We start from the raw sequence: 22,249 nt of genomic DNA, 5'->3' as shown, positions 1-22,249 counted from the left end.
CCTCGTCGAGCCTCAGAGGGGTCTAACACATGATCTTGCTTCGGTTCTCCGATACGGCGTGATGTGTGATCGTCAACACTGACGGCGTGTCATGAAGCCCACATGGAACGGGAACTGGCGAGATGCCGAATTTCCTTCGGTCGGGGAACTTCGTTCAGGCGGCATCGGCTATCGAGAGCGCCAGTCCATTGGTCAGCCATTTGTGAGCGACCGTCATGTTCATTACGCGTCCACCGGTGACGGTGCCGACGAGGGACCAATAGCGCTCCAGGCGCGGGTCGAAGCCGGATGATCTCGACACCAGGTCGTGCAGGTAGGCGCGGAAGGCGGGGGTGTCCGACTCCCGCCGGGCCCGCGCATGGGCCGATACGAAGGCGTCGACCGCGTCCCCGGCGCCGGGCGGCAGCCCTTGGGCCACAGCGGCGGCCGTCAGGACCGCGGCGTCGTCGATCTCTCCGTAGAAGGCCGGGGCGTCCCTCATCTCTTCGGCGTGGTCCTGCGTCCATCGGGTGAAGCTGGCCGTGCGGATGAGGAGATGAAGCTCGGCGTAGGCCAGCGCGGTCTCAGGCTCGCCGTCCTGCGGTGGGTCGGGCGACAGCATGGAGATCATGATGTCGAGTCGGCGCTTGGGCATGGCCGCGGGCAGTTCGCGATACCAGTGATCTGCGAGGGCGTGACGCGCCTGCGGGAGCCGCTGCACACGAGAGAGGATCTCCAGACGCCGGAGCCGTTCCTCGCTCGAGCAGTCGTCGAGGGCCTTGAGGGTGGCCTGGCGCCACCGTAGTTCGGTCAGCCGCTCGTGTACCGATTCGAGCTCGCCTGCCACCAGTTCACCGAGAGTGCACTCGCCCGTGACCATCCGTGTGATGGTCGCGATCGGCGTGTCCAGCGCCCGTAGGCGTCGGATGAGCCGGATCCGCTCCCAGGCCTCCGGGCCGTAGCGCCGATGACCGCCGCCGCTGCGGCCGGCCACAGGCAGCAGGCCGCTGTCGGAGTAGTACCGGAGGGTCTTCACAGGAACCCCCGTTCCGGCAGCGAGTTCGCCGATGCTCCACGTGTCTTGCGTCACAGCTCCTTGAACCTCCAGTGCGCGGGAGGTTCTAGCGTATTGAGCACTGACCGGATCGGTCCGCACCCATGTCCCGCTGCTCAGGCGACACTTCCGGCCCGAGCGCCCACGTGCGCCCTGTCCGTTCTCGGCAGTCGTCGTCCGCCCCGGAACGACTGCTCCGTCCTTGTCCGTCCTTGTCCGGCCGAAGAACGGTGGATCCGCATGTCCCCGAACACGACAACACCACGTCCACACCGAAGAGTCGGGCTCCGCGCGGCGCTCTTCCCCGGGCTCTGCGCCGCCGCACTGCTCACGGTGGCCGCCGTACCGGTGACGGCGGCGCCATCCGCGACCTCGCGATCGACGATGCAGAGCGGTCCTGTCGTACGGACCGACCGGGGCCCCGTACGCGGCGTGTCCCACGGCTCGTACACGACCTTCGAAGGAGTGCCCTACGCCGCGCCGCCGACCGGCGCGCTGCGCTGGCGCGCCCCCGTGCCCGCCACCCGCTGGCACGGTGTCCTGGACGCGAGGACGGCCGCTCAGCGCTGTGTGCAGATGCCGGCGCCGGGTACCGGTGAGGTCGTCGGATCGGAGGACTGCCTCTACCTCAACATCACGATGCCGACGCCCATGCCGAAGGATGTCGGGCGGAAGCGGCCCGTCATGGTGTGGATGCACGGCGGGGCATTCCTGGGTGGTTCCGGCAGCGATTACAGCGCCGAACACCTCGCGGTCAGGGGCGACACGGTCGTAGTGACGGTCAACTACCGCCTGGGTGTGTTCGGCTACTTCGGCCACCCGAAGTTGGGCTCAGCGCCACCGTTCGGCCTGGCGGACCAACAGGCCGCCCTGCGTTGGGTGCGGGCGAACGCGGCGCGCTTCGGCGGTGATCCGGACCGTGTCACGCTGTTCGGCGAGTCCGCGGGAGCGCTCGGCATCTGTACGCACCTCACCTCCCCGACCGCCGCAGGCCTCTTCCAACGGGCGGTGCTGCAAAGCGGTTCCTGCCTCACCTCCTTCCCGCCCGGCGCCCTGGGACCCGGAACACCGCCGTACGAGCCGTTCGCGTCACAGCGCGATGTCCAGAACGCCGGATCAGAAGCCGCCCGCCAACTGGGCTGTGCTGCGGGCGGCGAGGACAAGGTGATGGCGTGCCTGCGCGGCCTGAGTACCGAGCGCCTCGCCACCGCGCCGCTGATGCAGTCCTTCAACCGGCCCGCCTTCGGCAACGTGCTGCTGCCTGAGGCGCCGTACCAGGCCCTCGCGTCGGGGCGCTTCCATCACGTGCCGGTGATCCAGGGCACCAACCACGACGAGATGCGGATGTTCGTCGGCCTGTCGCTCGCCGCGTTCCCGATCCGCACCGAAAGCGACTACCGTGCCCGCCTGACGGACGCCTTCGGGCTCTCGGCCCCGGCCGTCGAGGCGCGGTACCCGGCATCGGGCCACCCGACGCCCGCACTGGCCTGGGCCGCGGTCCTGACCGACCGGTCCTTCGCCTGCACCACGCTCGCAGCCGGAAGGACGATGGCCGCTCACGCTCCCGGTCTTGCCCTGTACGGCTACGAGTTCAACGATCCGCACGCTCCGGTCCTCGCCGGTCTGCCGTCCGACCCGACCTTCCCCTACGGCGCGGCGCACGGCTTCGAGATGCCGTACCTGTTCTCCTCCCTGCCCACCGAGCGTCCGCCGGCCGAGCCCCAGCGCGCCCTGTCCGACCGCATGGTCGACTACTGGACGCGCTTCGCGGACACCGGCGACCCGAACGCGCCCGACGCCCCGCTCTGGCCTGTCCTGCATGCTTCGGCGCCGCTCTCGACGTCGGTGCAGTCGCTGGCTCCCGGACCGGGCGGCATCCGACCGGTCGATGCCCACTCCGAGCACAACTGCTCGTTCTGGGACCGACAGCCCCGGTGAGCCTCCCTCGTCACGGATGCACGTGCGTGTACGCCGGGGGAGTGGGTGATGCACCGAGGGAACCTCGGGGCAGTGGGTAAGGCCCCCAGGGAACCTCGCGGAGCACCTACACCTCCTACCAGGAGAACCGGTCCCGTGTTCTCGCAGAGGAGTGTCCGTTGGCCCGCCAGCTGTCCCGCCGGAAGTTCGTGGTCTACTCCCTCGCCGCGACGACCCTGACCATCGCCGCACCGCTCGGCTGCGACGCGCCGTCCGCGCAGGGAGCCGAGGAGCGCGCCGACGGCGCCGCCCGGCCCTCCGACGTCCTCGTGACCGGCGAGGACGAGGAGAGGCTGGTCCTGGAGGTCACCCGGGCCAACAGGATCGTCGTACGGCTGCCGCGCGCCGAGGTCGGCCAGGGCGTCACGACCGCGGTCGCCATGATGATCGCCGAGGAACTCGACGCCCGGCTCGTCGACGTCGACATCCCGCTCGCCGACGCCCGGACCAGGGGCAACCAGTTCACCGGCGGTTCCAGCTCGGTCAGCTCGCTGTACGGGCCGGCCCGGCGGCTGGCCGCCGTCGCCCGCGCCCGGCTCGTGACCGCCGCCGCCCGCCGATGGCACCTGCCCGCCCGGACCCTGCGCACCGCCAACACCACGGTGATCGCCCCCGACGGCCGCACGGCCACCTACGGGTCCCTCACGGCCGACGCTGCCGGCATTCGCCGGACGGCCGTGCCGGGCAAGCCGAAGCCGCCTTCCCGGCACCGGGTGATCGGGCGTCCGACCACCCGCATCGACGCCCGCGACATCGTCACCGGCAAGGCGAAGTTCGCCGGAGACCTGACACCGGCCGGGGCCAGGCCCACGGTCGTCGCCCGACCTCCGACGATCGGCGGGAAGGCCGTCTCGGTCGACGCCCGGGAGGCCCGCGCCCTGCCCGGCGTCCGCGCGGTCGTCCGGATCGCGGGCGGTGTCGCCGTGGTGGCGGACTCCTTCCACCACGCCTTCAAGGCCCGCGACGCCCTGAAGATCACCTGGGCGCCCGGCCCGCTGGCACAGCTGTCCGACGCCGCCATCCGCTCCCGGCTCAGGGCGGCCGTCCCCCGGCTCGGCGCCGCGCCCAGCGGATCGGCGCAGGTCGAGGCGGAGTTCGCGTTCGCCTTCGTCAGCCACGCGCCGATGGAGGTGCTGACCGCGGTGGCCGACGTGCGGGCCGACCGGGCCGAGATCTGGTTCTCCTCGCAGACACCGCAGAGCGCGCGGAGCAGCATCGCCGGGGAGATCGGACTGCCGGAGTCGAAGGTCCGGGTCCATGTCGTGCGTGGCGGCGGCTCGTTCGGACGCAGGCTCGACTACGACGCCGCGATCGAGGCTGCGCAGATCTCGAAGAAGGCGAAACTGCCGGTCAAGCTGATGTGGAGCCGCGCCGACGACATCCGGCACGGCCGCATGCGCCCCGCCTCCCACCACCGGATACGTGCCAGTTACGCACGGGGAAGGGTGGTCGCCTTCGCCCATGCGACGGCCTCGGTGAGCGAGTCGTTCGAGGGCGTGGCCGCCCAGGGCGGAGCCGCCGCCCGCGCCGCCGGCCCGCTGCCCAGTGACAGCGGGCTGTACAACTTCGGCCGCCTGTCCGGGGATTCGGGCTCGGTCGGGCTGGCGATGCCCCTGGGCGCCTGGCGCTCGGTCGACTCCGGGACGGTGCGCACCGCCGAGGAGATCGTCGTGGACGAGGTCGCCGCACGACTGGGCAAGGACCCCGTCACCTTCCGGCGGACCACTCTCAGGAGCAAGGCCGTCAAGGTCGTGCTCAACAAGGTCGCGACCGCCGGACACTGGGGCCGGACCATGCCCGCCGGCCACGCCCAGGGTGTGGCGGTGCACGAGGAGTACGGCTCCTGCGTGGCCTGCCTGGTGGAGATCGACGCCACCGACCCGAAGAATCCCCGGGTGACCAAGGTGGTCATGGCGGCTGACGTCGGAACCGCGGTCAACCCGCGAGGCCTGGAGGCCCAGTTGATGGGAACCGCCGTCGACGGCATCTCCACCGTGCTCCGGGCCGGCCTGCACATCGACCGGGGCGCGGTGCGCGAGAGCAGCTTCGCCGACTTCCACTGGGCCCGCCAACGGCACGCCCCGCTGCGCTTCGAGGCGCACATCATGCCGTCCCGGGGCGAGCCAGGTGGCGCCGGCGAACTCGGTGTCCCGGCCGCCGCTGGCGCCGTCGCCAACGCCTACGCCCGCGCCACCGGCACCAAGCCCCGCCGCTTCCCGCTCAACTTCTGACCGACTCTCCGATCACCGTCCGAGAAGGTACCGATGCCCTCCTACTCCTTCGTCCTCAACGGAAAGCCGGTCACCGTCGAGGCCCCCGCCGACATGCCGCTGCTGTGGGTGCTGCGTGACCTGCTGAACGTCACCGGCCCCAAGTACGGCTGCGGCGTGGGAGTCTGCCGCGCCTGCACCAGTCACCTCGACGGCGAGGAGGTCCAGCCGTGCGTCGTGCCGGTCGCGGACTGCTTGGACCGTGAGGTCACCACGATCGAGGGCCTGGCCGACGGCGACACCCTCCACCCCGTCCAACAGGCCTGGCTGGACTGCGACGTGTCCCAGTGCGGTTTCTGCCAGCCGGGCCAGATCATGGCCGCGGCGGCCCTCCTGAAACGGACCCCTGCTCCCACGGACGCCGACATCGACCGCATCGAGAACGTCTGCCGCTGCGGCACGTACTCCCGTATTCGTGAGGCCATCGAGAGGGCTTCGGTGAAGGACTGACTGTGGGCGAGCCGGGCGAGGTCTGTCCACAACTGGAGCGTCACAATCCGGCAGGCGTCGGGCCTCTGTCAGGAATCCGCCGAAAGCGGCGGCAATGAGCCCTCGGCCCCGGATAGCGTGTCAAGACTGCCACTCCGACACCTACCGGGAGGCGCTTGGGGCTCTTGTCCGCTTCGCGGCACGGCGACTGACGTCACGTCAGGTTTTTGTGCTCCGGAATGCGCATCCCCTGCGCGCGAAGTGTGTCGGCACCCGGCGCGGCTGCCCGTCCTGCGGGACCGCGCACGCCACCACGACTTGAACCACGTCGGGGCAGCCTTCGTATCCAAGCCCGATCTGGAGCAACCCTGACACCCGAACTTCCCACCCCCCAGCCGGACATGACCGGATCCGACGGCGTCGGCAACCCCTTCGGCGCGGTCCCCGCGCTGGACGGCGAGCTGCGCCTCGACCAGGCCGCTCTGGAAGCGGCGGCCACCGACTTCGGAGGCCTGGTCCACCAACAGCCCGCCGCGGTCCTGAGACCGGGCTCGGCCGAGGATGTCGCCGCGATGGTCCGCCACTGCCGCGAACGCGGACTCAAGGTCGCCGGACGAGGCCAGGGACACTCGACGAACGGACAGGCCCAGGTACCCTCCGGACTCGTCGTCGAACTCGGTTCGCTCAACACCATCGAGATACGCGAGGACACCGCCGTCGTCGGGAGCGGAGTCGTGTGGAGCGACCTCGTCCGCGCCACGATGTCCCAGGGCCTCACCCCGCCCGCCTTCACCGACTACCTGGAACTGTCCGTGGGCGGCACGCTCTCCGCCGGTGGCCTCGGCGGACAGACTGTTCGGCACGGCCGGCAGGTCGACAACGTGCTCGAGGTTCAGCTAGTCACCGGCGAAGGCGAGATCAAGACCTGCTCGCCCACCGTGCATCCGGACCTTTTCCGCGCCGTCCTCGGCGGGCTGGGACAGTGCGGGATCATCACCAGCGCCACCCTCTCCCTGGTCCCCGCCCCTCACTCGGTACGGCACTATGTCCTGACCTACTCGACCGTCGAGGCCATGACCGCGCAGCAGGCCGCGCTGGTGCAGGACGGACGGTTCGACTACCTCGTCGGTCAGGCGCTTCCCACCCCGGACGGCTGGACCTACATGATCGAGGCCGCCTCCTACGACGGGACCTCAGCCGACGACGCCCGGCTCACCGGCGACCTCGAACCCGCCACGGTGGAGGCTCAGGACGTCCCCTACTTCGACTTCCTCAACCGGCTCGCGCCCGCGGTGGAAGCGTTCAAGGGCATGGGCGAGTGGCAGCGCCCCCACCCCTGGTACGACAGCTTCCTCCCGGCCTCCACCGTGAACGCCGTCGTCACGAAGACCCTCTCCGGCCTCAGCCCGGCGCGCTCGGCGCGACCGCGGTCGTCCTGCTCTACCCCGTACTCACCGCGAAGTGCAGGACACCGCTTCCCGTCATGCCGGACGGTGACCTGGTCTACCTCTTCTCCCTCCTCAAGACCGCATCGCCCGGTGCGGACTCCGCCGAGGAAATGGTCGCCGCGAACCGCGAACAGCACGACACCACCCGCGAGGCCGGCGGCCGTTGGTACCCGATCGGATCGGTGCCGCTCACCCAGGACGACTGGGTCCACCACTTCGGTTCCTTCTGGGACGAGTTCCGTACGGCACGCCACCTCTACGACCCTGACGGCATCCTCACCCCCGGCCAGCGCATCTTCTGACCCGGCGGCTACGGCGGTCCCGGGCGGCAGCCCGTCAACCGGTCCCACACGGATCTCCGTGTGGGACCGGTTGACGGGCAGCCCCGAAGCGCAGCGCAGCACGGAGGAGCACGGCCTTCGCGTATGTGGTGCCACCACAAGAACAGTGCGCCCTGTCACCGGAAGCGCGCGGCACTGTCCTGGTGGAACGCGTGCGGGCGTTCGTCCGGCAGAACCTGCACGGTCCCGACCTGACACCGCGCGTGATCGCCGACGCGTCACATCTCGCTCAGCTATCTGCACCGGATCTTCCAGCAGCAGGTACCCGGCGAGACCATTTCGGCCTCGATTCGCGCCCAGCGACTTGAGGGCACCCGCCGCGACCGGGCGGACAGCTCACTGCGCGGTGCCCCCGTCTGCACCATCGCAGCGCGCTGGGGCCTGCATTCCGCATCGAGCTTCACCCGCGCCTTCCGGAGCGCCTACGGGATTTCTCCCCGGGAGTTCCGGAGGGAGGCCCTGTCCGGGCACGACAGAGCCGGCCGGGACCTGAGAGGTTGTTGGACTGGTCCGGCATGAGCGGATTGACGCCCACCGTGGTTGGTCTGCGCGTGAATTCACTGGTCGTCACTGCGAGTTGGAGGGATGCTGCACGTGTGATCGAGCGAGAAGCGGCAGTTCAAGCTGTCGAACGGCAACTGGAGCGCGACTACCAGGAGCAGCGGGTCGCGGATGTGAGCGCCGTGCGCATGGCCGTGGGCGACGTGGAGGAGCACGAACTGGTGTGGATAGTCTCCTGGCAGTCCGAGGAGTACGAACGCACCGGGAACTCAAAGTACCTGCTGCTCGGCACCGGGCCGTACCTGGTCGACCGGGTCGACGGCACACTGCACCAGATCGGCGTTGTCTCCGCGGTGACCGGAGCATGGGAGACCGACTACCGGTCGCGGATACGTGGCCTGCCGGTGCGTACCGCGGTGGACGAACTGCACGATGCGCTCCGCGATGCAGCCGCCACACTCGGACGCATGCCCGCCGTGCGGGTGCTGCGCCGACGGCTGCCAGTGCTCTCTCCTGCGGAGGCCATCGAGTACGTGAGCGCGCTGCTGGACGGTGCCCCGCCAGCGCGCCTCGTGGCCGTCGCCACCGAGGAACTCGTGGAACCTCCCGACCCGGTCGATGCCGTGCGGACCGTACTGAGAGGCGCGGCGATCCAAGCCGGCCGGGGCAGCGAGGGAGGGGATCGAGGGTGACCCACTTGCGACTGGAGTAATGTCGCCGCCGCGCAGAGCAGCTTGTCGAACGGGGGAGAGCGGGGCAGTGAGACACGTCCTGGAGCCTGGGGATCCGCGGCAGATCGGGGAGTTCACCCTGATCGGCAGGCTGGGTGCCGGCGGTATGGGCCAGGTCTTCCTGGGACGTTCCGCGGGCGGTCGGGCCGCGGCGGTGAAGGTGGTCAAGGCGGAGCTGGCCGAGGACCCCGAGTTCCGTGCCCGGTTCCACAGGGAGGTCGCCGCGCTGCACCGGGTGGGCGGCGAATGGACGGCGTCGGTCCTCGGCGCCGACACCGAGGCCGCGGCACCCTGGGTCGCCACGGAGTACGTGCCCGGTCCCTCCCTGCAGCAGGTCGTCGACTCGGACTACGGGCCGCTGCCCGAGGCCACGCTGCAGTCCCTGGCCGGGCGCCTCGCCCGGGCGTTGCGCGCCATCCACGGCGCGGGCCTGGTGCACCGAGACCTCAAGCCGTCGAACATCCTGCTGACCGTCGACGGCCCGCGCGTCATCGACTTCGGTATCGTGCGCGCCCTGGACACCGTGGCGAGCGGTCTGCGTACCTCCACCGGGCTGGTGATCGGCTCACCCGCGTTCATGTCGCCCGAGCAGGTGCGCGGGCACCAGGTGACACCCGCCTCCGACGTGTTCAGCCTCGGGTCGGTGCTGGTGTACGCGGCCACGGGGCGGCTGCCGTTCGGCTCCGCCGAAGTGGGGCTGCACGCGCTGATGTTCCGTATCGCCGAGGAGGAGCCGGACCTCGGAGGTGTGCCGGACACACTGACCCCCCTGGTCGCCGCCTGCCTGGCCAAGGACCCGCAACGGCGGCCCACCGCTGAGCAGATCGCCACCCTCACCCGCACCGACGCCTCCGACCCGTGGCTGCCCGCAGAGCTGCTGGCCGACCTCGGCAGGCTCGCCGCCAGGCTGCTCACCGCGGAGACGCCGCCGCAGGGCTCACCGGCGTTGGGGCGGTCCGGGAAACGGTGGAAGCCGCTGCTCGCGGGAGGGCTGGCACTCGCCACGATCGCCGCCGGCACGGCGCTGGCGCTGCGTTTCGACGGCGACGCCGATCCGGGGGCGGACGGGAAGCCCTCCGTGACCGGCTCGGCCTCCTCGGATTCGTCGGCCTCCGGAGCGGCGGCGTCGGCCGGTTCCGGGCCGAGCGTCCCGAAGGACTTCGTCGGCGCCTGGGAGGGCGTACTCAAAGGCGATGTCGACTACCCGAGGCGGGTGCTGCGCCTGGACATCTCCACCGGCCGTCCGGGCGACAAGGTCGCCGCGTACATCGACACCGGCGGCTACGCGCAGTGCACCGGGCGCGGTGAGCTGGTCTCCGCCGATGCGGACGCCCTGATCGTCGGCAAGAGCCAGGTGACCGCGGAGGTGCCGCGGGGGCGTTGCGAGCCGCTGTCGCAGCAGACTCTGACGGTACGGTCGCCGGACGTACTGGTGTGGAAGGCGGGTGACCTGACGGCCGAGCTGTACCGGTCGTCCGGCGGGCGGAAGGCGGTGCCGGACGAGTATGTCGGCGTCTGGGTGCCCGCGAACGAGGTCTATCGCGAGAAGGCGATGCTCCGGGTGACCCAGGGGCCGGTCGGTGGCCGTCTGGTGCAGATCTGGGAGTCGGGTGTCTCGGAGGACGGCTCGGAGAGCTGCGACAACACCTTCGTCGTCGGCGCCGTGTCCCCGGTGCTGACGCTGAGCCCGGCGAGCTACGCGGCGGACGCGGCCGAGGAGTGCCGTCAGCCCGACTCGATCTTCCTCATGGCCGACCGCAACGGTCATCTGTTGCAGTTCAGCCTGGCCGTGGACGCCGAGCCGGCGGAGTGGGTGCGGAAATAGGGGCGGGCGTCTCGGGCCGGCCGCCTGTCAGGCGAGCCTCTCGGGCCGGCCGCCTGTCAGGGCTTTCGCGGAAGGCTGGGGGCCGTGGGTTCCCGCTGCCGGATCGTCCGGGGCGGTGAGAACGTCCCTCCGGCCAAGCCGTGCGCGGACACCCGGGGAGGCGGGAACCGCGTGGCTGGAATCGGTCGTCACTGACGATGGTTGCCGCTCGGAGCGGCGATGAACACCGTGAGTCGAGCAACAGGGAATTCCATGAAGCGTGCATCCGCAAGAAGAGCGGGTCTGACGGCCGTCGTGGCGCTGGCGATCCTGACGGTCGGTGGCTGCCGGACGGAGGACGTGGCCCTCCCCGCCGCTTCTCCGAGCGGAGACACTTCTCCGAGCGGAGCCGTTTCTCCGAGTGGGGACGCCTCGGAACCGGCGTCGCCGAACCCCAAGCCGGAGCCGAGCGGCCCGCGCACCCTGGTGGACGCGCCGACAGCGGGCGGACTGGACAAGCTGACAGGCAGCGAAGCCCTGACGGACGTTCCGGTGGACCCGGGCGAGATGCGCGACGGGATGACGCTGGTCGTCGGCAACTACCGTGCCGCCGGCAGTCAGGACGCGCCGGTGCTGTTCGAGGGTGTGGACCACGTGCCCGAGGACACCAACAAGCGCCGAGAGCACCTGTTCCGGGGCATGCTCGAGTACATCCAGTGGGACCCGGAGCTGGGCAACCCGCAGGCGGAGCCGGTGGAGCCGGGGCCGCTCGGCGGCTCGGTGGAATGCCTGCTCGCCTCCCTCAGTGAGGACGGCAACGTCATCTGCGGCTGGGCCGACGAGGGCACGGCAGCGGTCGCACTCTTCGAGAACAGCACCCTCGCCGACGCGGGAGAACTCTTCGTCGCCATGCGCGCGGATCTGGAGCACTGAGCGCCTTCTGCCTCGCCGTGCAGTAGTGCGACATCAACAGCGACACCGACACCCTTCCGACCACCTACCAGTCGTCGTTCGCGAAGGCTTCGGCGAGTTCCTGGATCTCCGGATCGTGCGGCCAGCGTTCGGCGAGTGCTTCCACGGCCGCCCGCTGTACGGACCAGTCGGAGTCGTCGGCGGCGCGCTCGCGCAGCAGTGTCCCGGTGAGGGGGTCGTCGCGCCAGCCGCCTGCGAGTGCCTGGATCGCCGTGCGTCGGACGCGGCTGCCGACTCCTCCGGTGACGATTCGCCGGAGCAGCGCGCCTGTCTCCGGATCGTCGCGCCAGCCTTTCGCCAGGCGATGTACGGCGCCCGAGCGCAGTTGATCGTCGGGGTCGTTGTCGGCGATGCGCCGCAGCAGGGCTGCGGTCTGCGGAGTGCGACGGCCTGTGACGAGGGCCTGGACGGCTGCCCACCGGACAGAGGGATCGAGGTCGCGCTCGGCCCTGTCGTGCAACAGTGCGACGGTGCCGGAGTGGTCGCGCCAGCAGGCCCCGAGCGTCCGTACCGTCGTCGCCCGTACGTCCGCGGCGGGGTCGGCGACGGCGAGCTCGCGAAGCGACGACTCGGCCCCCGGGTCGTCACGCCATCCGGCGGCGAGGGCGAGGACGGCCGTCTCACGGGTGTGCGACTCGCCCTCGCCGGTGGCGACGCCGCGTAGCAGTGCCGCTGCGTCGGGATGACCGGGCCAGACCGAGCCGACGGCCCGCAGCGCGGCGTGCCGTACCGGCTCGCTCGCGCCGGAAGTGGCCAGCTCGCACAGCCACGGCAGTGTGTGCCGGTCGGTGTGCCAGCCGGTGGCCAGCGCCCGCACCGCGGCGACGCGGACCGTGTCGTCGGGGTGGGTCTCGGCCCGCTCGCGCAGCAGCATGGGGGTCTTGGCATCGGCGCGCCGGTCGACGACGAGGTGTTTCAGCTCGGCGTGTCGCGGATCGTCCGAGGGCGATGGGAGAGCCGAGCGGACGGCGGGAGGGCGGACCCAGCGGGTCCTGGCGCGGGCGAGCGCCCGCTCGGCCGCCTCCTTGACCCATGCCTTGTCACCGGTGTCGGCGGCGATCGAACGCAGTAGTGCCGTGGTCTGTGGATCGTCGGGCCAGCCGTCGACGAGAATGTCGAAGACGACGGTCCGCAGATACGGGTCGGGATCGCGGGCCGCGCGCTCGCGTACCACGGCCGCGGCGTCAGGGTCTCCCGGCCAGCAGGTCGCGACGCACTGCACCGCGGTGCGGCGGACCCGGTCGTCCCGGTCATCGGTTGCAGACCGGCGTACCACGGCGAACGTCTCGGGTTCGTCGCGCCAGCCGTCGGCGAGTGCGGCCAGCGCGCCACGCCGTAAGTAGGTGTCGTCGTCGGTGAGACATGTCAGCAACCAGTGCAGGACTGAACGATCCTGACGACAGGTCATGGCGAGCAGTTGGAGCGAGCCGTGTCTGATGTTCCCGTCGGGGTCCGTCTCGGCGAGCTCGCGGAGCAGTCCGGCGACCTCAGGATCCTTGGGCCATTCCTGTATGAGCGCGCGCACCGCTTCCTCCTTGCGGGCGGGCGTGGATCCGAAGACCGCCTGACTGACGAGGCTTTCGCGGAAGTCGCTGTCGTCGCGCAACAGAGCAGCTCCGACTCGAGCGGCCGGGGGTACCTCGGACCAGGCGAAGTTCTCCCCCTCCCGCGTCACGCTCAGGAACTGGCCGTGCGCCAGGTACCAGTCGTGGTAGCGCCTGCGGATCCCGGTGTTTCGCGTGGCGAGGCGGCCGAGCACCGGGGGGAAGGTGTCCACGACCGCGAGGGTGACCGGGGAACCGGGGCGGGCCCGTTGCTCGACCATGTGCTCGATCAGCGCGATGACCGCGTCGACGACGGCGGAACACTGGTCGGGCAGTTGGCCGGGGTCACGGACCTCGCCGAGGCACCGGGCGGCGAGCACGATGTGGTGGGGTGTCTCGCTCGACGAACCGGGCCGCTGGACGAACCACAGCGGATCGGCCGCGAGGAGGTGGTCGACGATCCGGCCGGCGAGGCGCGGTTCGACCATTCCGGCTACGAGGACCAGGGTTTCGTGCTTGGTGGGGTCGGCCCAGTTCTGGCCGTACTCCTGATGGACGAGGGCGTGCTCGCTCAGGCTGCGTTCGACGGTGACCTGGTGCTGGATGTCCGCAGCGGCGAGGTACTCGAGCAGGGTGCGGTGGACGAAGCCGTACCGCTCGTCGCCGAAGTGGCTGAGGATGCTGTTGCGCGCGCGGAACTCGTCGACCATCGCGCGGGCGAGTGCCATGGAGCGTTCACGCGAGAGCCTGGGGTGCTCGTGCAGGTAGTCGGCGAGCTCCTTGGTCAGATCCTGGTAGGAAAGAAGGCTCGCGGCCGCCCCGGCCGAGCCGCCCCGCATGCGACGGGCCACGCGGCGCAGCAGCTCCAGCCGTTCGGACTCGTTGAGGCGGCCCGCGTCCTGGGCCGTCTGTTCGTCGCGTTGGTAGCGGCTCGGATCCCACTGTGCGATGAAGGTGGTCACGGCTTGCTCGTAGACTCCGCGCCGGTCGCGCGGCAGATCCCGCTGCTCCCCTCGCTGGGCCAGCATGGTGAGCATCAGCGGGTTGCCGGCCAGTTCGCCGACCGACGGCGAGTCGTCGACGGCCGCCAGCAGCCGCTCGCGCAGGCGGGCCGCCTCGGCTGGCTGCTGCGGACAGGCCAGCCGGTACCAGCCGGTCACGAACGTGTCGATCCGTGCCCGGTCCAGGGCTTGAATCCTGTACGTGCGGAAGTCCGCCCCTTCGAGTTCCTGCCGCCGGTATCCGATCACCCGGGACGTCACCACGACGCGGGCACTCGGGTGGCGCTCCGCGAATTCGGCGATCTCATCGGCGACTTGCTCACGCAATCGTGGGTCGAACACTTCGTCGAGTCCGTCGAACAGCACCACCGCGCGGCCACCGGACCGCAGGTATCCCTCGAGCAGGTCGCGCGGCCGGCCTCGTACGTCGGTGTGGTACCGGTGCTCGACGAGATCGAAGAGGGTACTCGTGCGCCATCGCGAGTCGGTGTACGCGCGCAGCTCGACCAGCAGGGGCAGCGATCCGGCGAGCGGGGCGAGGACCGAGTCGCCGTCCGTCGCCTCCGCGAGGGCGAGCGCGAGGTACCGGGCGAGCGCCGACTTGCCCGCGCCCGGGTCGCCGAGCAGCACGATCCGCTGGGCGGACTCCTCGGCCAGTACCTGAAGGACCGGGCGGGCGGGGCGGTCACTGTACGCCTGCCGGACGTGGTCCTGCGACGCGTCGTCGCCGACCGCGGGCCGGCGGTCCCCTCCGGCTTCGACCGCGGCCGGCGTGCTCCCCGTCCGACCGTCCGGCGGCTCCACCACAGTCGGCTTCACCGCCCACGGCTCCATGCGAACCGTCGGCGGGACGAACACGTCACTCAGCCGGAGCGGCGGACGGACCGGATCGCTCCGCGAGGCCAGGACCGCGACCTCCTCGTACTTCCGGCGCAGCCGCCGGAAGTACGACTGACGCGCGGTGTCGAACTCCGGGTCCTGCCGTGTGCGCGCCGCGGCACGGTCCTTGTCCAGTTGCCGCACCAGTGTCATCGCGGCGTCGGCCGCGTTGCCGGCGGCTCTGGACCGGGAGCCCTCCGCGTCGAGTTCGTGTCTGTGGGCATCGGCCTTGTCGCTGATGCCGCGGATGATCAGAGCCTCCAGGTCACGGGTGAGCTGCGCGGCCTGTGTGACGCCGGTGGCCTCCATCTCGATGGCGACGGCGTCGTTGTAGTGCTCGTGGAGGTGGCGGGCGATCGCGGAGGCGCCGTCGGCGAGGACGACGTCTCCCACGGCGACGGGCGCGAAGTGGGCTCTGCCGCGCAGGGCATGGCGGGCGGCCTGTTCGAGGCGGTGGGAGGTCCGCCAGGCTTCGGGGCGTACGAGGAAGCCCTCCGGGGTCTGTTTGCCGCCGTGGATGCCGTACACCTTGGTGGCGACCACGACGTCCCCGACCTCGATGTCCTTCTTGAGCCCACCCGCGACGCCGACGAAGAACAGGGCCTGCGGGCGCAGCCAGTCGTGGAAGCGCTCGGTGAGGGCGGCGGCGGCCAGCGTGCCCCGACCGATCTCGGCGAGTGCGACGTACCAGGAGGTCCCGGCGAGCCGCCCGCGCTCGGCCCGGGTGCCGGAGGGATGCACGAGGCTCTCGAGGTCGGTGAGATGGGCCCGTACGGCCTCGTACTCCACAGGCAGGGCCGTGAGGATCACGGCGATCGGATCTCCTTGCCCGTCCGCCTCGAACGGCCCGCTGGGGCCGCGGGTCATCTGACCTCCCCGGCGGGTGCGCGGCCGCCGAAGGCCCGGCGCGAGCCGCGGCTCAGCGGCACCCGTGTCGCGTCTCTCTCGCCTGCTGCGGCCTTCAACTCGGCGTCGAACGTCGGCTCGTGCGCGACGGGCTCATCCAATGCCACCCTCGATATCCCCACGAACGGCATATTGCCGGACGGCCCCGGAAGGCACAGGCGAACGCCGCGAATGGGGGCCTCGGCCCGGTGTCCCGGCGGCGGGGGCGAAGTGATGTCGCCGGCCAGGCCGCCGCACAGCCGCGGTGCACGCCCCACCAGGGCTGCCCTCCGCACCGACCACGACCGACCGCTCGACGCCCCGCGCGGACCGACCGCTCCACGCCCTGCACGGACCGGCGCACGAGGCCGTCGACGGCGTTGTCAGTGGCCTGCCCTAGAGTTCCCGTCACTTGATCAGTGAAGTGCGGGGAGGCACGTGTGGGGTGGGTGACGGCCGGCGACTACGAGGTGGCGCTGGACGCGGGGAAGGTGATCTGCCGCAATGCGGCGGGGCGGCGGCTGAAGTCCGTACCGGCCAAGCTCGCTGACGATCCCGCCGTGGTGGGACTGCGCCAGCTCGCGGAATGGCTGGAGCGGCACGAGCGGCAGTGCCTGGCCGACGTGGAGCGGTGGATGGTGCACTCGCTCCCGGTTCCCCTCGCCGTCATCGCCCGGGTGTGGCCCGATCCGGCCTGGCAGAGCGCACTGCGCGACCTCGTCGTCACCGGACCCGACGGCGGGGTCGCCGGATTCCTCCGCGACGCCGACCTCGACCGCGGGCTGGGACTCATCGACCTCGACGGCGACACCGTGCGCATCAGCCCCGACCTCGTCCGTATCCCGCACCCGGTGCTCCTGGACGACCTGGAGGACCTGCGGGAGTTCGCCGTCGAACTCGGCCTGGAGCAGAGCGCCCAGCAGCTCACGCGCGGAGTGTGGCACCGGCCGGACGGTCTCGACGCGGAGGCGCACGCCGTCGAGGAGTACGCGGGCGGGGTGTTCAAGGAACTGCGCTTCCTGCACGCCAGGGCCACCCAGCTCGGTCACCGCGTCCGGGGCGGCGACGCCGTCTGCTCCCTGCGCGAGGACGGCCGCGCGGTCGAGGCCCGGGTCTGGATCGGCGACTACGAGAACTACCTGGAGACCGAGACCGGCCCGCTGACCTTCGCGGACGGCTCGGGACGGGCGCTGAGGCTCGGTCAGGTCGGGCCGGTGGTCTGGTCGGAGGGCATGCGCATGGCGGCCGCGCTCTACGCCGGACGCGACATCGAGGACGAGGAGAAGGCCGCGTGAGCCTGTACGACGAGACCACCGCGGCCGCGCTGCTGGACGCGGGGGCGATCCTGCCGCCGGCCACGACCGCCCGCGAGGACGCCGACGCCCTCACCGTCCGCGCCTACACCCACACCGCCCTCGGCGACCGGCGTGTCGTGCGGCTCGTGCCGGGCACTCTCGGCGAGGCGGAGGACCTCGCCCTGGAGTTCCTCGGCCTTTCCCGCGATCCGGAGGCCCCTGAGGTGGGCCAGGTGCGCCGGGAGGCCCTGGGCTTTCCCGCCTGGGCGCTGGTCAACGACCCGGCCAACGGCCATCACGCGCTGGCCCTGGTCAAGGACGTCGAACGGCTCGCCCGCCAGGCCAAGTCCCGCCCCGGCGCCGCCAAGGAGAGCTTCGAGGTCCTTGGTGCGCGTCTCGGGCGCGCGGTCCCGCACTTCCTGCCGACCTTCTACGAGCAGGCGGCGCGGATCTTCCTCCAGCACGAGAACACGACGTACGCCTCGGCCTTCTTCGGCAAGGCGCGCGAGGCCGAGCGGGTGCACGCGCTGGCCGTCGACGAGGACCGGCAGCGGGCGGTGTTCCTGGAGTTCGCGTTCGCCGGGGCGCTGACGGTCAAGGCCCTCAAGGAGCATGTGAGGGACCTCGCCCGCCGGCTCGACCCGGCCGAGGCGTGGGCGCAGTACCGGCAGCTGACGGTGGAGCGCTGCGCGGCCGGCATGCCGCCGTACGCCTCGCTGCCGCAGGACGCCCGGAGCCTGATCAAGGCGGCAGGACTGTCCCGGGTCACCGAGGAGTGCTCCCTGGTCGCCGATCTGATCGCCTCTCCGGCCGCGGTGCGGGCTCCCGCCTCCTTCTGGAACACCTACCGGGCCACACTCGCCGTCCTCGCCGAGCAGCAGCCGTCCACGCGGACGCGGCTGCTGGAGATCACGCCGAGCGGTCTGGGCCGCACGGTCCAGGACGACGAGTTCTGGCTCGCGCTGCTGGCGGAGACCGGTGCCGACCGCCTGCTGACCGGCGAGGACGGCGAAGCGGCCGAGTCGGTCGACGCCGTGGACTGGCTCGGCCGCTGGGCCAGGCACCGCAAGCACGGAGGCACGTTCTCCACCTGCTCCGAGGCCACCCTCGCGCTCGTCGAGCGGATGGCGTCGCGCCTGCGCGAGGACGGCCGGGCGGTCGACCTCTTCACCGGCCGCTGGCACGCGGGTGCCGACCTCGACCTGCTGGACCTGTGCGCGGCACAGGGCATCGCACTGTCGGTCCCCGCCCCGCACACCTCCGTCCACCTGGGGCTCGACCGCTGGCTGCGCGAGAACAGGCCAGGCCGCCGCGACCTGAAGGCCGCCGCGGCCGACCCGCGGCTGCGGCGCCTGCTCTACGAGGCGATCGGTGCCCTGGGCGGCAACCGGGCCTCGCCCGAGGTGCTGGCGGCGCTCGCCGCGCACCCGGTGCTGGGCGGGATTCTGCGGGAGTGGCTCACCGACGCGGCCGGACAGTTCACCCGCGCCAAGGGACTGCCCAGGGCCCGCGCGGCCCTGGACCGGCTGCGGTCCTTCCGCGCCGTCGCCGACAAGGTGAACGCCGACGCCGTCGCCCGGGTCGCCGGCCACGAGATCGCACCGCTGCTCGGCCGCACCCTGCGCGCGGGCATCATGGACGAGCTGGGCTGGCCCGCCCTCGACGAGGCACTGCGGCTGCTCGGCGACGAGCCCCGGTCCGATGACCAGCGCAACCAGTTGTCGGTCACCGAGGCCTGGCCGGCACTGATCGTGTCGCGGGGCAACAAGGCGTTCGTCGTCGGCCCGGAGAAGGTACTGCTCGAACACGACCTGCGCCTGCCCGTGCAACCGGACCGCTGGAGCCGCCCGCAGTTCCGATTCACCGACGGGAACCTGCTCGTCATGTGGCAGCACGACGGCAAGCAGTTCGGCTACTGGTCCGCCCGCCCCTCGGACGTGTTCCCCCTCGGCGGCGAGCGGCTCGGCTACGGCCAGCACGTCGGCCTGCCCTCGATCCCGCTGCCCGGCGGCGGCCGGGCCACCGGCGGCCGCGCCCTGCACTCCGGGGACACCGTGCTGCCGCCGAGCCGCCCGGTGATCGGCGACGGCACCAGCCTGTGGCGCCAGGGCAGGCAGGGCCAGCAGCAGGTGTGGATGGAGTACGACCCGGCGACCGGCACACACGGCCGTGCCTCGCTGCCCGCCCTCCTGGCGTCGGGCCTCAGCGAGAAGACCTCGCTGCATCAGGCGGTGTGCGAGGTCCTGCCGCTGCAACCCGGCCTCGAACACAGCCCGTTCGGAACCGACGGCACCGTTCTCGGACGCTGGGTGCGCACCGGGAGCGACGGCGACGAGACGCTGAAGACAGCCGGCGCGCCGGACGGCCGCACCGTCACCACGCGCGGGACCCACGCCATACCGCTCGGGAACCTGCGGCTGCCCGGAGGCGCCGAGCCCGTCGCCGCTCTCCTCGGCGGGAACGTCGCCCTCTTCGCGGCCGACGACACCTCCGAGGACGGCCTGCTCGGCCAGGTGACACTGGGCGACCGGGGCAGCGACTTCGCCGGCGGCACCCGCTACGTGCCGCCGATCCCGTTCTGGCACGCCCTGCGCCCCCGCGACGAGCGGGCGTCGGCGGTGCTGCGCACCCTCGGCGACGAGCGGGCCGCCGAGCTGCTGCGCGCCGGAGCAGCTGCCCTGGAGGAGTGCCGTGCGCTGCTCGCCGCGGCCGACGCGGCCACCCGCGCCGCCCTCCCGAGCGCCGACGGGTTCGTCCGGCGGGCCGTGGCCACGACGCTGCCCGAAGTCACCGAAGAGCGGCTGCTCATCGGCATCTCCTGTCTGGTCCGCTCGGCGCTGCGGCTGACCGAGGCCGCCGCCGCTTTCGCGGCCCCTCCCGTGCAGCACGCGCCGGTCAGGCGCCGCACCGAGGGCATGTTCGCCGACTACAGTCCAGAACACGGTGACGACCGGACGCTGAACCAGGCCACCTCCGGCATCGCGCGTCTGTGGGGCGGGTGGGGCAACCTGAACCGGTGGACCGTGCTCCGCCAGGTCCGGGCGGTCAACCACGTGCTGTCCGGGCACCCCGCGGAGGGCATGCCGCTGCCCGCCGCACAGGGACGCCCGGCCCCGCTCGGCGACGGCTGGACCAGCGACGAACTCACCATCCCCGCCATCGGCACGATCTGGACGTCGCTGCTGGGCGCACTGCGGCCGCTCGCCTACCGCGCGGCCTCGCCGGCCGTGCCCGACGACGAACGCGAGGCGCTGCTCCTGCTGTTCGAGGCCCTGGCCGAGGGACCGCTCGCCGAGGCCGCAGAGACGGTGCGCGTGATCGTCCTGGCCGAGCCGGCGGAGAAGCAGCAGCGCGTGGGCCAGGTGCTGCGCCGCGACGGCCGTACCGTCGTCGTGCTCGGCTGCCAGCGCATCGACAATGCCCGCGGCCAGGTGACCTGGCTCGCCCTGGACCACGACCCCACCGGGACGTTCGGCGCGATCGCGCGCTTCACCCTGGAGGAGGAGACCCGGCATTCGTCCGTGTTCCCCGCCGACGGGCTCGCCGCCGTCGCCCGGCTGGTCCGGGACAAGGGAGCCGCGCCGTGGCGGCCCGAAGCGGTCGACGCGTTCGCCGCGGCGACGCGCGGCGGGCTGGGCCCGCTCCAGGCCACCGTGCTGCTCGCCGCCCGGCCGCACGACCGCGACACCGACGCGCTCACCCTCATGGGCCTGAAGCCGCGGCAGATGGACCAGGCCAACGGCATGCTGGGCTCCCTGTCCGCCACGGACCGCACCGAGCTGCTGGGGGCCCTGCTGCCCGCCGACCCCGCCGAGCTGTGGACGACCGGGCCGGACACCGACGCGGCGGGCCGGGTGTGGGCCGAACGGCTGGGCACCGTCGTGCGGCTGCCCGAGGACGTCTCGGCCGACCTCGCCGGGCTGCCCTGCACCGCCGCCGCGGCCGTGCTCAACCCGGGCCGCACTCCCTGGATCAGCCGGACGACAGTCCTGCGGCCGGACAAGGACGGCAACCTCGTCCCGGAGGACCCCGAGGCCCTCCCCGGCAGAGGCGACCTGGTGACGGCCGTCGCCTCCCTGACCTCGCTCGCCTACGCCCTGCCGTACGGGCACCCGCTGCGCGCCGCCCTGCCCGAGGCTCTCGCCGCGCTGCGCCGCCGCCTCGCCGACCCGGAGCTGCTGCTCGACGTGGACGTCGAGTGGACCCAGCAGGGCAGCCCGACCGCCGCCGAGATCCGCAAGGCCCACGGCCTCCCGGCCACCGGAGGCGGCGACGCGCACGGACTCACCCGCGTCGGGGAGGCGATCGTGCTGCGGCCCTGGCACCGCGACAGCGAGACCACGCTGGTACGCCCGGCCGGGCTCACCGGCCCTGACGACGCGGTCCTCGCGCTGCTGGACGGGCTGGCCGGTCCGCTCCGGGGCGCCGGACTGCGCGCGCTGCGCACGATCCTGGACGACGACCTCGCCGGGGCCCTCGCGGCAGGCACCGACCCCGAGGGGCCCGCCGGGTACGCCCAGAACCCCATGGTCGGCTCGCCGGCGCTGGTCGCCGAGGTCTCCTCGGCGCACGGCCTCGGCGAGGACGCGGCGGCGCTCTACCTCCAGCTGCTCGCCCTGCCCGACCCCACGGACCGCAACTGCGCCCGCTGGACCGGCTGGAAGCCCGCCCGACTGAAGAAGGCCCGCGCCGAACTGGCCGCGACCGACCTCGTCGTCGAGGCCAAACGGGCGCGCGCCGGCCGCACTCTCTTCCTGCCCTGCGGCTGGCGCGACCTGAAGGGTGCCGCGTTGCCGGTCGAGACCTGGAAGGAGGGTCTCTACCCGGTCCACGACCGCCTGCGCACCGTTCCGGTACTCCCCGTACCCGAACTGTTCGCCCGTGCCTGGGAGCGTGTGCGATCCGGCGACGCCCCCGCCTACGAGGAACTCACGACCCGGGCGGCGCGGACGGGGAGGCGCCGATGAGAACGGCTGCCGCCCGGGAGGACGGGCAACGCTCGCCCGCGTGACGGCTCACGCCCGTGCCGTGGTCACGGTGGTCACGGGCAGCGGCGGCCAGGCGCCGCCGCTGCCCGTGACGCCGGGAAAGACCGCCTGCCCGTTCGCCGAGCGGACCCGGCCCTGCCGGGTCAACACC

At 72.0% G+C, this 22,249-nt stretch carries 13 protein-coding genes and 1 pseudogene; 11 read left to right on the top strand and 3 right to left on the bottom strand.

The window, feature by feature from the left end:
• Positions 1-154: 154 nt before the first annotated feature.
• Positions 155-1,069: a MerR family transcriptional regulator gene (locus tag ACZ6SQ_RS23960; RefSeq protein ID WP_469565337.1), complete on the bottom strand. Its 915-nt coding sequence runs from the start codon at positions 1,067-1,069 to the stop codon at positions 155-157.
• A gap of 348 nt (positions 1,070-1,417) precedes the next feature.
• On the opposite strand from ACZ6SQ_RS23960, the gene ACZ6SQ_RS23955 reads away from it, so the two are divergent.
• From ACZ6SQ_RS23955 to ACZ6SQ_RS23915, 9 genes and pseudogenes are all read left to right on the top strand, one after another.
• A complete protein-coding gene (locus ACZ6SQ_RS23955) occupies positions 1,418-2,971 on the top strand; it encodes a carboxylesterase/lipase family protein (RefSeq protein WP_469565334.1) in 1,554 nt (517 codons plus the stop codon).
• Positions 2,972-3,159: 188 nt separating this feature from the next.
• On the top strand, positions 3,160-5,241 hold the full coding sequence (locus ACZ6SQ_RS23950; RefSeq protein WP_469565465.1) for a xanthine dehydrogenase family protein molybdopterin-binding subunit: 2,082 nt from the start codon (positions 3,160-3,162) through the stop codon (positions 5,239-5,241).
• A 33-nt stretch (positions 5,242-5,274) separates the two neighbouring features.
• Entirely contained in the window at positions 5,275-5,730 is a 456-nt protein-coding gene (locus ACZ6SQ_RS23945) for a (2Fe-2S)-binding protein (protein WP_469565333.1), read from the top strand.
• A 218-nt stretch (positions 5,731-5,948) separates the two neighbouring features.
• A pseudogene (locus ACZ6SQ_RS23940) lies at positions 5,949-7,043 on the top strand (FAD-binding protein); the annotation flags it as partial.
• A gap of 149 nt (positions 7,044-7,192) precedes the next feature.
• Positions 7,193-7,459 (top strand): hypothetical protein, encoded by a 267-nt coding sequence (locus ACZ6SQ_RS23935; RefSeq protein WP_469565331.1) that lies wholly within the window; start codon positions 7,193-7,195, stop codon positions 7,457-7,459.
• A 261-nt stretch (positions 7,460-7,720) separates the two neighbouring features.
• Positions 7,721-8,017: a helix-turn-helix domain-containing protein gene (locus tag ACZ6SQ_RS23930; RefSeq protein ID WP_469565463.1), complete on the top strand. Its 297-nt coding sequence runs from the start codon at positions 7,721-7,723 to the stop codon at positions 8,015-8,017.
• 77 nt (positions 8,018-8,094) lie between these two features.
• Positions 8,095-8,691, top strand: a complete 597-nt coding sequence (locus ACZ6SQ_RS23925; RefSeq protein ID WP_469565329.1) for a YrhB domain-containing protein — start codon at positions 8,095-8,097, stop codon at positions 8,689-8,691.
• 67 nt (positions 8,692-8,758) lie between these two features.
• A complete protein-coding gene (locus ACZ6SQ_RS23920; RefSeq protein WP_469565327.1) occupies positions 8,759-10,555 on the top strand; it encodes a serine/threonine-protein kinase in 1,797 nt (598 codons plus the stop codon).
• Positions 10,556-10,807: 252 nt separating this feature from the next.
• Entirely contained in the window at positions 10,808-11,467 is a 660-nt protein-coding gene (locus tag ACZ6SQ_RS23915) for a hypothetical protein (protein ID WP_469565325.1), read from the top strand.
• A 64-nt stretch (positions 11,468-11,531) separates the two neighbouring features.
• On the opposite strand, the gene ACZ6SQ_RS23910 is transcribed toward ACZ6SQ_RS23915, so the two are convergent.
• Positions 11,532-15,797, bottom strand: a complete 4,266-nt coding sequence (locus ACZ6SQ_RS23910; protein ID WP_469565324.1) for a HEAT repeat domain-containing protein — start codon at positions 15,795-15,797, stop codon at positions 11,532-11,534.
• Between the two features lie 458 nt (positions 15,798-16,255).
• On the opposite strand from ACZ6SQ_RS23910, the gene ACZ6SQ_RS23905 reads away from it, so the two are divergent.
• Positions 16,256-17,110 (top strand): DUF4132 domain-containing protein, encoded by an 855-nt coding sequence (locus ACZ6SQ_RS23905; protein ID WP_469565322.1) that lies wholly within the window; start codon positions 16,256-16,258, stop codon positions 17,108-17,110.
• Positions 17,107-22,077 (top strand): hypothetical protein, encoded by a 4,971-nt coding sequence (locus ACZ6SQ_RS23900; RefSeq protein WP_469565320.1) that lies wholly within the window; start codon positions 17,107-17,109, stop codon positions 22,075-22,077. Before ACZ6SQ_RS23905 ends, ACZ6SQ_RS23900 begins: the two co-directional genes overlap by 4 nt.
• Positions 22,078-22,125: 48 nt before the next feature.
• On the opposite strand, the gene ACZ6SQ_RS23895 is transcribed toward ACZ6SQ_RS23900, so the two are convergent.
• Positions 22,126-22,248 carry a hypothetical protein gene (locus ACZ6SQ_RS23895; protein WP_469565318.1) on the bottom strand — a complete coding sequence of 41 codons (123 nt, stop codon included), beginning with the start codon at positions 22,246-22,248 and terminating at the stop codon, positions 22,126-22,128.
• Position 22,249: the final 1 nt, after the last annotated feature.

The sequence above is a fragment of the Streptomyces sp. NPDC048600 genome, from assembly GCF_055587025.1.
Note: the sequence above shows the minus strand (reverse complement) of the source record. Positions and strands in the feature narration are given on the sequence as shown.

Coding starts and splice junctions, on each gene's coding strand:
- ACZ6SQ_RS23955 (WP_469565334.1), top strand. CDS start 1,418: ATGCAGAGCGGTCCTGTCGTACGGACCGACCGGGGCCCCGTACGCGGC.
- ACZ6SQ_RS23945 (WP_469565333.1), top strand. CDS start 5,275: ATGCCCTCCTACTCCTTCGTCCTCAACGGAAAGCCGGTCACCGTCGAG.
- ACZ6SQ_RS23935 (WP_469565331.1), top strand. CDS start 7,193: ATGCCGGACGGTGACCTGGTCTACCTCTTCTCCCTCCTCAAGACCGCA.
- ACZ6SQ_RS23915 (WP_469565325.1), top strand. CDS start 10,808: ATGAAGCGTGCATCCGCAAGAAGAGCGGGTCTGACGGCCGTCGTGGCG.
- ACZ6SQ_RS23910 (WP_469565324.1), bottom strand. CDS start 15,797: ATGACCCGCGGCCCCAGCGGGCCGTTCGAGGCGGACGGGCAAGGAGAT.